The sequence below is a fragment of the Pseudooceanicola batsensis HTCC2597 genome (genome assembly GCF_000152725.1).
In the GTDB taxonomy this organism is placed as follows: domain Bacteria; phylum Pseudomonadota; class Alphaproteobacteria; order Rhodobacterales; family Rhodobacteraceae; genus Pseudooceanicola; species Pseudooceanicola batsensis.
In genome coordinates, this window is sequence record NZ_CH724131.1 from 3,159,073 (window position 1) to 3,172,516 (window position 13,444).

Annotated in this window: 14 protein-coding genes; 6 read left to right on the top strand and 8 right to left on the bottom strand. The window is 66.8% G+C overall.

Features of this window, described 5'->3' with window-relative positions; translation table 11 throughout:
* Positions 1-21 precede the first annotated feature (21 nt).
* The 6 genes from OB2597_RS19065 to glpD all read right to left on the bottom strand — a co-directional run bounded on the left by OB2597_RS19065 (position 22) and on the right by glpD (position 6,214).
* The gene (locus tag OB2597_RS19065; RefSeq protein ID WP_009807254.1) at positions 22-294 is read right to left on the bottom strand and encodes a DUF2160 domain-containing protein; all 273 of its coding nucleotides are present in this window, start codon (positions 292-294) and stop codon (positions 22-24) included.
* Positions 295-444: 150 nt separating this feature from the next.
* A complete protein-coding gene (locus tag OB2597_RS19070) occupies positions 445-1,326 on the bottom strand; it encodes a carbohydrate ABC transporter permease (RefSeq protein ID WP_009807255.1) in 882 nt (293 codons plus the stop codon).
* Entirely contained in the window at positions 1,323-2,198 is an 876-nt protein-coding gene (locus OB2597_RS19075) for a carbohydrate ABC transporter permease (protein WP_009807256.1), read from the bottom strand. Before OB2597_RS19075 ends, OB2597_RS19070 begins: the two co-directional genes overlap by 4 nt.
* A 211-nt stretch (positions 2,199-2,409) precedes the next feature.
* Positions 2,410-3,492 carry an ABC transporter ATP-binding protein gene (locus tag OB2597_RS19085; protein WP_009807258.1) on the bottom strand — a complete coding sequence of 361 codons (1,083 nt, stop codon included), beginning with the start codon at positions 3,490-3,492 and terminating at the stop codon, positions 2,410-2,412.
* Positions 3,493-3,501: 9 nt separating this feature from the next.
* Positions 3,502-4,593 carry an ABC transporter ATP-binding protein gene (locus OB2597_RS19090; protein ID WP_009807259.1) on the bottom strand — a complete coding sequence of 364 codons (1,092 nt, stop codon included), beginning with the start codon at positions 4,591-4,593 and terminating at the stop codon, positions 3,502-3,504.
* A 10-nt stretch (positions 4,594-4,603) separates the two neighbouring features.
* Positions 4,604-6,214 (bottom strand): glycerol-3-phosphate dehydrogenase, encoded by a 1,611-nt coding sequence (gene glpD / locus OB2597_RS19095; RefSeq protein ID WP_009807260.1) that lies wholly within the window; start codon positions 6,212-6,214, stop codon positions 4,604-4,606.
* 192 nt (positions 6,215-6,406) lie between these two features.
* Between glpD and OB2597_RS19100 the strand changes: the two genes are divergently transcribed.
* The gene (locus OB2597_RS19100; RefSeq protein WP_009807261.1) at positions 6,407-7,168 is read left to right on the top strand and encodes a DeoR/GlpR family DNA-binding transcription regulator; all 762 of its coding nucleotides are present in this window, start codon (positions 6,407-6,409) and stop codon (positions 7,166-7,168) included.
* Positions 7,169-7,398: 230 nt separating this feature from the next.
* Here OB2597_RS19100 and OB2597_RS19105 read toward each other — a convergent pair whose 3' ends face one another.
* Complete coding sequence (locus OB2597_RS19105; protein WP_009807262.1) at positions 7,399-8,799, bottom strand: helix-turn-helix domain-containing protein; 1,401 nt, start codon at positions 8,797-8,799, stop codon at positions 7,399-7,401.
* 74 nt (positions 8,800-8,873) lie between these two features.
* Positions 8,874-10,088, bottom strand: a complete 1,215-nt coding sequence (locus tag OB2597_RS19110; protein WP_009807263.1) for a multidrug effflux MFS transporter — start codon at positions 10,086-10,088, stop codon at positions 8,874-8,876.
* Positions 10,089-10,301: 213 nt separating this feature from the next.
* On the opposite strand from OB2597_RS19110, the gene OB2597_RS19115 reads away from it, so the two are divergent.
* From OB2597_RS19115 to OB2597_RS19130, 5 genes are all read left to right on the top strand, one after another.
* The gene (locus tag OB2597_RS19115) at positions 10,302-11,834 is read left to right on the top strand and encodes an acyl-CoA carboxylase subunit beta (protein WP_009807264.1); all 1,533 of its coding nucleotides are present in this window, start codon (positions 10,302-10,304) and stop codon (positions 11,832-11,834) included.
* A gap of 3 nt (positions 11,835-11,837) precedes the next feature.
* Positions 11,838-12,191 carry a hypothetical protein gene (locus OB2597_RS19120; RefSeq protein WP_009807265.1) on the top strand — a complete coding sequence of 118 codons (354 nt, stop codon included), beginning with the start codon at positions 11,838-11,840 and terminating at the stop codon, positions 12,189-12,191.
* Positions 12,188-12,589 (top strand): DUF6497 family protein, encoded by a 402-nt coding sequence (locus OB2597_RS19125; protein ID WP_009807266.1) that lies wholly within the window; start codon positions 12,188-12,190, stop codon positions 12,587-12,589. The genes OB2597_RS19120 and OB2597_RS19125 overlap by 4 nt, the downstream gene beginning before the upstream one ends.
* A 214-nt stretch (positions 12,590-12,803) precedes the next feature.
* A complete protein-coding gene (locus OB2597_RS22675) occupies positions 12,804-12,938 on the top strand; it encodes a hypothetical protein (protein WP_009807267.1) in 135 nt (44 codons plus the stop codon).
* 75 nt (positions 12,939-13,013) lie between these two features.
* Complete coding sequence (locus tag OB2597_RS19130) at positions 13,014-13,394, top strand: hypothetical protein (RefSeq protein ID WP_009807268.1); 381 nt, start codon at positions 13,014-13,016, stop codon at positions 13,392-13,394.
* Positions 13,395-13,444 lie beyond the last annotated feature (50 nt).

The following is a 13,444-nucleotide window of genomic DNA, read 5'->3' on the forward strand; positions in this document are numbered from 1 at the left end:
CCGTCGCCGGCCGTTGATAGGCTACACCCAGCGGAAGACCGCCGCGGCATAGACCACAGATATGACGAGCGCCCACCACTGGGCGGCGTCCGCCAGTCCGAGCCAGGCCAGATTGATGAAGGCCGAGCCAAGAAGCGTGATGAAGAGACGATCCCCCCGGGTCGTCTCGATCCCCAGAACCCCGCGCCGCGGCGTTTCCGGGTACCGGGCCGCCAGCACCGTGAAGACGACGAGCAGCGAGGCGATGACCATGAAGAATATCCCGGTCGGCCAGGTCCATGCCATCCAAGCCATGTTAGTGGGTCCTCCGCTGTGACACGCGACGGCGCGATGCGTCATCCTCGGGGCCGATCCGAAGATCCCCCGCCATCCTGCGCGACGGGTGATCCGGGCCCCCCGGGTCGGCCCCGAGGATGACGCCGGAATGATTGGGAAACCGAACCATCACACCCTCCCCAGGGCAAAGCCCTTGGCGATGTAGTTGCGCACGAACCAGATCACGAGCGCGCCCGGCACGATCGTCAGCACCCCGGCCGCCGCCAAAACCCCCCAGTCTATCCCGCTCGCCCCCTGGGTCCGCGTCATGATCGCCGCGATCGGCTTGGCGTCGACCGTGGTCAGCGTCCGCGACAGCAGCAGTTCCACCCAGGAGAACATGAAGCAGAAGAAGGCCGCGACCCCGATGCCGCTCGCGATCAGCGGCATGAATATCTTCACGAAGAAATGCCCGAAGCCGTAGCCGTCGATATAGGCGGTCTCGTCGATTTCCCGGGGCACGCCGCGCATGAACCCCTCGAGGATCCAGACCGCCAGCGGCACGTTGAAGAGGCAATGCGCCAGCGCCACCGCGATATGCGTGTCGAACAGCCCCACCGACGAATAGAGCTGGAAGAAGGGCAGCGCGAAGACCGCCGGGGGCGCCATCCGGTTGGTCAGCAGCCAGAAGAACAGGTGCTTGTCGCCCAGGAAGGAATAGCGCGAGAAGGCATAGGCCGCCGGCAGCGCGACCGCGACCGAGATCACCGTGTTCATCACCACGTAGATCAGCGAGTTCACATAGCCCATGTACCAGCTCGGATCCGTCAGGATCGTGCGATAGTTCCCGAGCGTCAGGTCCTGCGGCCAGAGCGTGAAGCTGCCCAGGATCTCGGAATTCGTCTTCAGGCTCATGTTCACCAGCCAGTAGATCGGCAGCATCAGGAACAGCAGGTAGAGCCCGATCACGATCACCGATCCGTTGGGTACGAAGCGCGACAGGCTCCGGCCCCTCGTGCCGGTCCCGGTGTCGTCCACGGCGGAGGCTGTGGTGACGCTGCCGTCGCTCATCGTGTCACGTCCTTCCTGTCGAGATTGGTCATCACCGTGTAGAACACCCAGCTCACCAGCAGGATCACCAGGAAATACATGATCGAGAAGGCGGCCGCGGGTCCAAGGTCGAACTGACCGATCGCCATTTTGACCAGGTCGATCGAGAGGAAGGTGGTCGTGTTGCCCGGTCCGCCCCCGGTGACGACGAAGGGCTCGGTGTAGATCATGAAACTGTCCATGAAGCGCAGCAGGATCGCGATCAGAAGCACGCCCTGCATCTTGGGCAGCTCGATATAGCGGAACACGGCCCAGCGGCTCGCCTGGTCGATCCGGGCGGCCTGGTAATAGGCCTCGGGGATGGACTGCAGCCCGGCATAGGCCAGCAGCGCCACCAGCGAGGTCCAGTGCCAGACATCCATCACGATCACCGTGACCCAGGCGTCGATCGGGTCCGAGGTATAGTTGTAGTCGATCCCGAGCGAGGCCAGCGTATGCCCCAGCAGGCCGATGTCGACCCGACCGAAGATCTGCCAGATGGTGCCGACCACGTTGAACGGGATCAGCAGGGGCAGGGCCATGACGACCAGGCAGAACGAGGCCCAGAACCCGCGCCTGGGCATGTGCAGCGCCACCAGGATGCCGAGCGGCACTTCGATCACCAGGATGATCGCCGAGAAGATCGCCTGCCGCCCGAGCGCGTTCCACATCCGGTCCGAGTGCAGCATGTCGCGGAACCAGTCGAGCCCCGCCCAGAAGAACTGGTTGTTCCCGAAGGTGTCCTGGACGGAATAGTTCACCACCGTCATCAGCGGGATCACCGCCGAGAAGGCGACGAGGATCAGCACCGGCAGCACCAGAAACCACGCCCTGTTGTTCTGCGTCTTGTCCATCAGAGCCTTCCCTCCCGGTTCCTTCCACGGTCATCCGCGCCCGCCTCGCGGGAGCCGCACGTCGCCGCGCGCGCCGGCATGCCCCCCACGCCGCCGTCACCCGCGAACGGCATTGGAGGATCATTCCAGCCCCCGCGCGCCAGCCGGCCGGAGATCCTCGGGTCGGGCCCGAGGATGACGGTGCGGGGGGCCGGAGATGTCGCCAGGTGGATCATGCGGCCCTCCCGTCCGGCGTGACGCGCCAGTCGTCCGAATAGACGTTGATCCGCTCGGGCGCGAAGACGACGCGATCCGCGCCCTCCTCGATCGGCATCCCCTCGGGCAGGGTCAGGTTCACCGAGCCCGCCTCGGTCTCGCCCCGCACGATGCGGTGGCGGCCGACATCCTCGACGCGGGTGACGCGCAGCGGCAGCCCCTCGTCCCGGCTGAGCAGGCAGAACTCGGGGCGAACGCCGATCTGGACCCTGCCGCCCACCTCGGCGTAGCGCTCGCCCAGGGCGATCTCGGAGCCGTGCACCCGGGCCCGTGTCCCGGCGACCTCGGCATCGAGGATGTTCATCCCCGGCGAGCCGATGAAATAGCCCACGAAGGTATGCGCCGGGCGGTCGAACAGTTCTTCCGGCGTGCCCATCTGCACGACCCGGCCGTCGTACATGACGACCACCTTGTCGGCGAAGGTCAGCGCCTCGGTCTGGTCGTGGGTGACGTAGATCATCGTATGGGCGAACTGCCGGTGCAGCGCCTTGAGCTGCGTGCGCAGTTCGAACTTCATATGCGGGTCGATCACGGTCAGCGGCTCGTCGAAGAGGATCGCGTTCACATCCTCGCGCACCATTCCGCGCCCCAGCGAAATCTTCTGCTTGGCATCCGCCGTCAGCCCGCGCGCCTTGCGGTTCAGGGCCTCTTCCATGCCGATCATGCGGGCGATCTCCTCGACCCGCGACCGGACGTAGGCCGCCTCCATCCCCCTGTTCCGCAGCGGAAACGCCAGGTTCTCGCGCACGGTCATCGTGTCGTAGACCACCGGGAACTGGAACACCTGCGCGATGTTGCGCGCCGCCGTCGGCGCATGGGTGACGTCCTCCTCGCCGAAGAGCACCCGCCCGTGCGACGGCTGCAACAGCCCCGATATGATGTTGAGCAGGGTGGATTTCCCGCAGCCCGAGGGCCCAAGCAGCGCATAGGCGCCGCCGTCCTCCCAGACGTGGTTCATCTCCTTCAGCGCGTAATCCGCCTCGCCCGTCGGGGCGGGGAGGTAACTGTGGGCGAGCGTGTCGAGCGTGATCCTGGCCATCGTTCCCCCTCAGGCCGCCGCCGCGTACGAGGCGGGGGCGGCGAGCCGCCCGTCCTCGGTGAAGAGATAGACATGGGCCGGATCGACCGAGATCCGGATCGGCGCGCCGACCTCGGGGGCATGGACGCCCTCGACCAGCCCGACCCAGGTCTCGCCGCCGTGCGTCAGGTGCAGGAAGGTCTCGGACCCGGTGATCTCGATCCCCGTCAGCGTGCAGTCGAAGACGATCGCCTCGCCCGTGTCGCGCCCGGCCATCCCGACGTGATTGGGCCGGAACCCGGCCACGTAGCGCCCGTCCGGAAGCTCGACCAGCCGACCCCCGGCCGGCGCGTTGGTGGCATTGCCGAACGACAGGCGGTGTCCGGTTTTCTCCAGTCCGATGAAGTTCATCGGCGGATCCGAGAAGACCCGCGCCGTCGTCCGGTCCGCCGGCTGCCGGTAGACCTGCGCCGTCGGGCCGAACTGCGTGATCCGGCCCTCCCAGAGCGTCGCGGTATGGCCGCCCAGCAGCAGCGCTTCCTCGGGTTCGGTCGTGGCGTAGACGAAGATCGCGCCCGAGGCCTCGAAGATCCGCGGGATCTCGATCCGCAGTTCCTCGCGCAGCTTGTAGTCGAGGTTGGCCAGCGGCTCGTCCAGCAGCACCAGTCCCGCGTTCTTCACCAGTGCCCGGGCCAGCGCGCAGCGCTGCTGCTGCCCGCCCGAAAGTTCCAGCGGCTTGCGCTCCAGCATCGGCGTCAGCTTCATCAGCTCGGCCGTCTCGCGCACGCGGCGGTCGGTCTCGGCCTTGCCGACCTTCATCAGCCGCAGGGGCGAGGCGATGTTGTCGTAGACGGTCATTGCCGGATAGTTGATGAACTGCTGATAGACCATGGCGACCCGGCGCTCCTGCACCGGGATGCCGGTGACGTCCGTACCCTCCCAGAAGACCCGGCCCTCGCTCGGCTGGTCGAGCCCGGCCATCAGCCGCATCAGCGTGGTCTTGCCCGCCAGCGTCGGACCCAGCAGCACGTTCATCGTGCCCTTCTGCAGGGTCAGATCGGTCCGGTGAATATGGGTGCGCCCCCCGACCGACCGCGAAACGCCCTTCAACTCGAGTGTCATGCCGCCCCCCTCATATCGCCGCCGATACCTTCTGCGCCGGGGCGGCGGCCGTCCGCTCGGCCATGTAGTCGCGCAGGGCCCCGATCTGCTCGGCGCTCATCCGCAGGCCCAGCTTGGTCCGCCGCCAGATCACGTCCTCGGGCTCCTGCGCCCATTCCCGGTCCATCAGCCAGCGCACCTCGGCCTCGCTCAGCGTCGCGCCGAAGTCCCGGCCCAGGGCGGCGGCATCGCCCGCGCCGTCCAGGATCTCGCGCGCCTCGAGCCCGTAGTGCCGGATCATCCGCTGCGCCCATTTCTCGCCCAGGAACGGGTAGTCGCGCGCCAGTTCGCCGGTGACCGCCTCGGTGTCCTGCGGGCGGAAATCGCCGCCCGGCAGCGGCACGCCCGCGGTCCAGCCCCGCCCCATCCCTTCGAAATATGGCGCCAGCTTCTGCATCGCATGTTCGGCCAGTCGCCGGTACGTGGTGATCTTGCCGCCGAACACGTTCAGGAGCGGCGCCGCGCCGCCCGCGTCCTCGACCTTGAGCACGTAGTCCCGCGTCGCGGCCGTCGCCGAACTGGCCCCGTCGTTGTAGAGCGGCCGGACGCCGGAGTAGGTCCAGACGATATCGTCCCGCGTGACAGGGCGTCGGAAATAGTCCGAGGCGAAGGAGCAGAGATACTCCTGCTCCTCCGGCGTGCAGACCGCGTCCGAGGGCGTGCCGTGGTGATCCTGATCGGTCGTCCCGATCAGGGTGAAGTCCTGCTCGTAGGGAATCGCGAAGATGATGCGGCCGTCGGTGCCCTGGAAGAAATAGCAGCGGTCGTGGTCGAAAAGCCGCCGGGTCACGATATGGCTGCCCCGGACCAGCCGGACATGGCTGCGGTCGTCCTGGCGCAGGGTCGACTGGATGACGGTGTCCACCCAGGGCCCGCCCGCGTTGACCAGAGCCCGCGCCCGGACGGTCCTCTCGCCGTGCGGGCCCTGGGTCGTCACCGCCCAGGTGTCGCCCTCGCGCCGTGCGGCCACGACCTTGGTGCGCACCATGATATCGGCCCCGCGCGCCCGGGCATCGCGCGCGTTCAGAACCACCAGGCGCGCATCCTGCACCCAGCAGTCGGAATATTCGAAGGCCAGGTCGAACCCCGGCCTGAGCGCCTTGCCCGCGGCGTCGCTGTTCAGATCGATCCGCCGCGCGCCGGGCAGGATCTGTCGCCCGCCGAGCGTATCGTAGAGCATCAGCCCCAGCCGGATCAGCCAGGCCGGCCGCCGGCCCTTCATCCAGGGCATGAAGAACGACAGCAGCCGCGAGGTGGGCGTATCGCTTTCGAACCGCATTCCCGCGTGAACGGGCAGGACGAAGCGCATCGGCCAGCTGATGTGCGGCATGGCCTTCAGCAGGACCTCGCGTTCCTTCAGGGCCTCGCGGACCAGCCGGAACTCGAAATATTCCAGGTATCTCAGGCCGCCGTGGAACAGCTTGGTCGAGGCGGACGAGGTCGCCTGCCCGAGATCGCCCATCTCGGCCAGCGCCACGGACAGGCCCCGGCCCGCCGCGTCCCGCGCGATGCCGCATCCGTTGATCCCGCCACCGATGATGAACAGGTCGACCGGATCGTTCTGTGCGTCGCTTCGCGCCACTTTCGCGCCTCCCTCGCCACGCCGCAAGAAACGTGAGTCCCGGCCTCTTGTCAAAGGTTTTGTTTTCGTTTTTGCGCGCTTCGGTCAAAACAATCATCATTTCGCGCATGCATAAGGGAATTTCGCAGGTGCGGCGAAAGTCGCTGCTGACAGGTCCACCGACTTGTGGCACTGACCGGGAACGGAGGGATCATGGCGCTCAACATCAGGCAGTCCGAGATACTGGAAATCGCCCGGAACGAGGGCAGGGTCGTCGTCGAGACCCTGGCCGAGCGGTTCAACGTCTCGCTCCAGACCATCCGGCGCGATCTTTCGGATCTCGCCGAGGCCGGGCATCTCGACCGGGTGCATGGTGGCGCGGTGATCCGCACCGGCGTCGCGAACTTCGCCTATGACGAACGGCGCCGGATGCACGAGGCCGCCAAGTCCGCCATCGGCCGCGCCTGCGCCCGCGCCATCCCGAACAACAGTTCGATCATCCTCAACCTCGGCACCACGACCGAGGCGGTGGCCCGCGAACTGCTGGGCCACCAGAACATCACGGTGGTGACCAACAACATCAACGTGGCCAATATCCTGCTGGGCAACGAAAGCTGCGACATCATCGTCGCCGGCGGCAACCTGCGCCGCTCGGACGGGGGCCTGGTCGGGCACCTGACCTCGGATTTCTTCTCGCAGTTCAAGGCGGACTTCGCGGTGATCGGTACCTCGGCCCTGGACGAGGAGGGCGACATGCTCGACTTCGACCTCGCCGAGGTGCGGGTCAGCCGGATGATCCTGAAACAGTCGCGCCGGACCTTTCTGGTCACCGACCATTCCAAGCTGACCCGCACCGCGCCGGCCCTGCTGGGATCGCTGGAAGAGGTCGACGCGGTCTTCACCGACGCCCCCTTTCCCGACCATCTCACCGAACTCTGCGGCACCTGGAGCACCGAGATCTGCGTGGCGGAGTGAGGTACGGCCGGTCCCCTTTCCGTCCCGCGGCCACCCGTACCACCGTCGTCCCCGGCCCCGACCGGGGACCTCCCGCCATCCCGCGCTTGCCCCTCGCCGGCAGGACCCCGGGTCTTCGGCTCGCGCCCGAGGATGACGCCACGCGCCGATCCACCGGACCGCGCACAACCGGAAGTTGACAGCTGTCAACTCTTTCCGTTCGCGGAACGGCCCCTCGCGCGTGGAAAGGCTCAGCCCACCTCGTAGGGCAGCGTTTCGCGGGCGTTGACGTCGATGGTCAGGCGCCGTTCCAGAGGCGGCACCGATCTCTGGTGGCAATGCTCGCGCTCGCAGATCCGGCAGGAGATCCCGATCGGCTCGAACGTGTCCGGGCGGGAGAGGTCGAGATCGTCGGCATAGACGATGTCCGAGGCATGGGTCACCTCGCAGCCGAGCGCGATGGCGAAGCGCCGGTCGGGCGCGCCCCAGGATCCGCCCGGCTTGCTCACGTCGCGCGCGATCGAGATATAGCGCACGCCGTCCGGCGTTTCGGCCAACTGGCGCAGGAACCGGCCCGGCGTCTCGAAGGCGCGGTGGACGTTCCACAAGGGGCAGGCGCCGCCGAACCGCGCGAACTGAAGCCGGGTGGCCGAGTGGCGCTTGGTGATCGTGCCCGCCTGGTCGACCCGGACGAAGAAAAACGGGATGCCCTTGGCCCCGGGGCGCTGCAGCGTCGACAGCCGGTGCGCCACCTGCTCGATCGAGGCGCCGAAGCGCAGGGCGAGGATCTCCAGATCGTGCCGCACCTCGCGCGCGGCGGCGAGGAAGGTGCCGTAGGGCATCATCGCGGCGCCGGCGAAATAGTTGGCCAGACCGATCTTGGCGATGGCGCGGGCGGCTTCGGACTGGAACCGGGCAAGGTCGAGCGTCGCCTCGAGCAGCTTGTCCTGCCGCAGCAGCGCCACCTGGAGGAGGATCTGGAAGGTCTGGGTTTCCGCCGCCGCGCGGCGCGACAGGGTCAGCCGTTTCGCCGCCGGATCATAGCGTCGCAATGCGGGCGTGTCGGCAAAGTCCACGGCGATCCCCAGATCCCCAAGGGCCGAGACGGCGCGCAGGCGGATGTTGCGGTCCGGCTCGGCCGGCGTGGCGAAATTCTCGGCCGCGCGGTCCACCGCGTCGATGTAGTTGTCGCAATAGTGGAAGAAGTCGCGCACCTCGTCCCAGGGGGAGGGCAGGGTGCGGGCGTCCTCGCGCCCGAGCGCCTCGTCGAGCGAGGCGAGGCGTTCGTGCGTCTGCCGGTAGGCACGGTGCAGGTGAATGAAGGCGCGCGCCAGGGCGGGCGCGTTCGAGGCGGTCAGCCGGATATCGGCAAGCGGCGGGGCGACGTCGGCGAGGACCGGATCCGCCATCGCTTCGCGCATGTCCGACACCAGGCGTTCGCTGTCGCCGGTCGAAAGCTCGGTGACGTCGAAGCCGAATTCCTGCGCCAGGCTGAGAACCACCGTGGTCGAGACCGGGCGGTTGTTGTTTTCCATCTGGTTCAGGTACGGCAGGGAAACGCCGAGCTTGGCGGCAAAATCCTTTTGCGTCAGGCCCAGTCTCTGGCGCGTCTCGCGCAGTTTCGCACCGGCATAGAGTTTCTTGGTCGCCATGGGGATCCCCTCACGGGTTTGCAGCGTTTCGCAGTTAGCAGCGATAACTTTGCAAAGCCGGGGTCACAAGCGGTTTAGCGTGCGAGTTGCCGCTCGCGCCAGAGAACGACCAGGATCGCGAGGAACGCGGCGCAGGTTGTCAGGAACATGAGCCAGATCAGGGGGATCTCTCCGCTTCCCGGGGTCAGCATGACACCGGCCAGGGCCGACATCATGGCGCCGCCCAGGATCATGATCGCGCCGCCCAGCCCCGAGGCCGTGCCGGCGAGGTGGGGTCGCACCGACAGCATCCCCGACGTCCCCGAGGGCAGGACCAGCCCGTTGCCCAGGCCGACCGTCGCCATGAAGCCGAAGAAGACGTAGGGCCCGCTTATCCCGCTGTAGTTCAGGATCAGCGACAGGCCGAGGCCGGCCATGGTCGCCAGCGTCCCCAGCAGGATCATGCGGTTCACGCCCGCCCGCGCCGCGTAGAGGCCGGTCAGCCAGTTGCCGAGAAAATATCCGATGGCGGGCGCGCCGGTGAAATAGCCGAACTCGGCCGCGCTCATCCCGAAGACGTTGCTGGCGACGTAGGGGGCGCCGCCCAGGAAGGCGAAGAAGGCGCCCGAGGCGAAGGTGGAGGCCATGCAATAGCCCCAGAACCGGGGCGAGGTGAGCAGTTCGGGATATTCCCGGAACTGGCCGACCAGGGTGAGGCTGCTGGGGGTTCCGGTCTCGCCCAGGTCGAAGAGCACGATCAGAAAGACCAGTACCCCGAAGCCGAGAAGCAGCCAGAACGTCGATTGCCAGCCGAAGGCCTCGTCCAGGACGCCGCCGAGGGCGGGCGCGATCATGGGAACCACCGACATGCCCATCACCACGTATCCCAGCACGGATGCCGCCCGGTCGGCCGAATGCATGTCCCGCACCACCGCCCGTGACAGCACCATGGCCACCGCCGCGGTCGCCTGCATCGACCGGAAGAACAGGAAGATGCCGATGTTCGGCGCGAAAAGGCAGCCCACGGTCGCCAGGCAGAAGATGCCGAGCCCCCACAGGATGACCGGCCGGCGCCCGAACTTGTCCGCCAACGGCCCGACGAAAAGCTGCAGGATCCCATTGGTCGCCAGGAAGACCGCAACCGACAGCTGCACCAGCCGGTAGGGCGCGTCGAAATGCTCGGCCATGCTGGGCAGAGAGGGCAGGAAGACGTTCATCGCCAGTGCGGTGATCGAGGCCAGCAGGATCAGCGTCGTCAGGTGCGGCGGACTGTCTTTCCTCAGGTATCGGGGTGCATCGGTGACGGACATGGCGCCCAGCTAAGCGCGGTACGGTGCAAAGTCCATGAGCCCGTCATGCAATTTCGGAGTTTCCGCGTCGGATTAGCAGATTTGCAATCTTTCGGAGATACGCTGACAACATTTTGCAAATTTGCCGAATTCTCCTTTGGTCTCGCCGGCGAACTCCCTATGGTCCGCGGAGATTGGCCGGGGCCGGAAAGGTCCGTCAAGAGGAGGCACCCCATGAAGGATATCCTGCAAGAGCTTCACGACCGTCGCGAAGCGGCCCGCCTTGGCGGCGGCCAGAAGCGGATCGACGCCCAGCACGCCAAGGGCAAGCTGACCGCGCGCGAACGGATCGAGCTTTTGCTCGACCACGGCAGCTTTGAAGAGTTCGACATGTTCGTCGCGCACCGCTGCACGGACTTCGGTATGGAGGAGACCCGCCCCTATGGTGACGGCGTCGTGACCGGCTGGGGCACGATCAACGGTCGGATGGTCTATGTCTTCAGCCAGGATTTCACCGTCTTCGGCGGATCGCTGTCGGAAACCCATGCCCAGAAGATCTGCAAGATCATGGACATGGCGATCCAGAACGGCGCGCCGGTCATCGGGTTGAACGACAGTGGCGGCGCCCGCATCCAGGAGGGCGTCGCCTCGCTCGCCGGATATGCGGATGTCTTCCAGCGCAATATCATGGCCTCCGGCGTGGTGCCGCAGATCAGCGTGATCATGGGGCCCTGTGCGGGCGGGGCAGTCTATTCGCCCGCCATGACCGACTTCATCTTCATGGTGAAGGACAGCTCCTACATGTTCGTCACCGGCCCGGACGTGGTGAAGACCGTCACCAACGAGGTCGTCACCGCCGAGGAACTGGGCGGCGCCTCGACCCACACGAAGAAGTCGTCGGTCGCGGACGGCGCCTTCGAGAACGACGTGGAGGCGCTGGCCGAGGTGCGGCGCCTGGTGGATTTCCTGCCGCTCAACAACCGCGAGAAGCCGCCGGTCCGCCCCTTCTTCGACGAACCGGGCCGCATCGAATCGTCGCTCGACACGCTGATCCCGGACAATGCGAACACCCCCTACGACATGAAGGAGCTGATCCTGAAGGTCGCGGACGAGGGCGATTTCTACGAGATCCAGGAGGATTTCGCCAAGAACATCGTCACCGGCTTCATCCGGCTGGAAGGGCAGACCGTCGGCGTCGTGGCGAACCAGCCCATGGTCCTGGCCGGCTGTCTCGATATCGACTCCAGCCGCAAGGCCGCGCGCTTCGTCCGGTTCTGCGATGCCTTCGAGATCCCAATCCTGACCTTCGTCGACGTGCCCGGCTTCCTGCCCGGGACGGGGCAGGAATACGGCGGTGTCATCAAGCACGGGGCCAAGCTGCTCTTCGCCTATGGCGAGGCGACGGTGCCCAAGGTCACCGTCATCACCCGCAAGGCCTATGGCGGGGCCTATGACGTGATGGCGTCGAAACATCTGCGGGGCGACTTCAACTATGCCTGGCCCACGGCCGAGATCGCCGTGATGGGCGCCAAGGGCGCGGTCGAGATCCTCTATCGCTCGGAACTGGGCGATGCGGAAAAGATCGCCGACCGGACGCAGAACTACGAGGATCGGTTCGCCAACCCCTTCGTCGCGGCCGAGAAGGGGTTCATCGACGAGGTCATCCAGCCGCGGTCGACCCGCCGTCGCGTGGCCCGCGCCTTTGCCTCGCTTCGGAACAAGAAGCTGCAGAACCCCTGGAAGAAGCACGACAATATCCCCTTGTGATCCATGCGCCGCAACAGTTGGCATATCCTGCGCCAAGACGATGCGCTGACGGTCGCGCGGCATCTGCCGCCGCGATTCGACGTGGCGGCCGCCGCCGATCTTCCCGCGGCCCGCGCCCTGTCGCTGCGCCGCCTCGCACAGCAGGTGCGGCAGGATATCTGGCGCGCGCTGCGGAACCTGCGCGGATTTTCGCCGGTCGTGCGGGTCACCGACCTGGGCCGGGTGCTGCGGATCGAGGCCGGCGGACGGCTGGCCGATCCGCGCCGGGCGGGCGGAGCCGGGGACGTGCTGGCGGCGGTGCTCTCCGATCCCGCGAACCACGGCCGCTGGCTCCGACACGCGGAGCGGCGTGCATGAAGGGGGCAACGACATTCGTCGCGGCAACGGGGGCGTTGATCGCCGCCGCGACCACGGCATGGGGCCAGGAGGAGGCCCCTGCCGTGCCCTCGGGGTTCGTCCTCGTGCGGCAGGAGGTGCTGGAAGAGACGCAGCCCGACGGCACCCTCTGGATCCGGCTGCGATACGTTTCGCCGGGAATCACGCGCGACGACTATGCCAGCGTGACCGGGGATTTCGAGGCGCTGTGCCGCACCGATGCCCTGGCCTACGAACCGGCGACGCCCGCGCCCGCGGCACAGGCGGTCATCTCGATCTCGTCCTCGCCGGTGAGCTTCGGCACCGCCGCGCCCGAGGTCACGCAGTTCTTCGAGGTATTCAGTCTCGAAGATGGCGACTGCATCTGGGAGGCGTTCTGATGCAGCCACAACATGTTGCGCGAAATGACAGGCATTTCCGGGGGGTTGCGGCTTTCCCGTCACAGGACTCGGGGCATGCATCTACCCCATACAAATGCGTTCAAATTTCCGCTATGGTCGGGCAAGGCGGTTCCCAAGACACGCCCCTAAGAAGCTGTCCGGCCTCGGAACTTTCCGGGTTTCGGACAGTTTGTGTACGAAACAGGAGATACAGATGTCCAAGAGCGTCAAACTCACCATCGCTTTCGGCCTCGTCGCTTTCGCCGCAGCCTGCGCGCAGCCCGAGCCGGTCTATGTCGAGCCCGAGCCCGTCTCGGTCGAACCGGTCTACACCGGCAAGTACAAGTAAGTCTGTTCGGGGCGGGGCCTCTGGGCCCGCCCCGCAACCTGCGATCCGCGCTGGCCGGACCCTCGGGGGGGCGCCATGCTGAAGCATCGCGGATTCCCCGGCCGTCTGCACGGCACCGATTTCCAGTTCACCATCCGCCGCGCCAATCCCAAGGGCGCCACGCCGCTGATCCGGCGCGAGCGCTTTCGCGACCGGCGCCCGGCCGATCGCCGGGCCGACGAGGCCTTCCTCGCCGCACTCTGGGAGCATTTCGGCGACCAGCCGTTCGAGCGCGGAAACCTCGATGGCGGGCGCCTCTCGTGGCTGTTCGGACGCGAAGTGGTGGCCGCCGAGGACCCCTTCGACCCCGCAAGCTATGGCGCGCTGCTGCAGATCGACGAATCCGCCGCGCGCCGATCCTTTCCGCAGGTATTCGATGCAGCCCCCGGCGGCGACGTGCCGGAGGAGGATTGGTGACAGGATCGGCAGGATATGTGCGCGGGTTGAGCGGTCCCTTGCCGGCACAA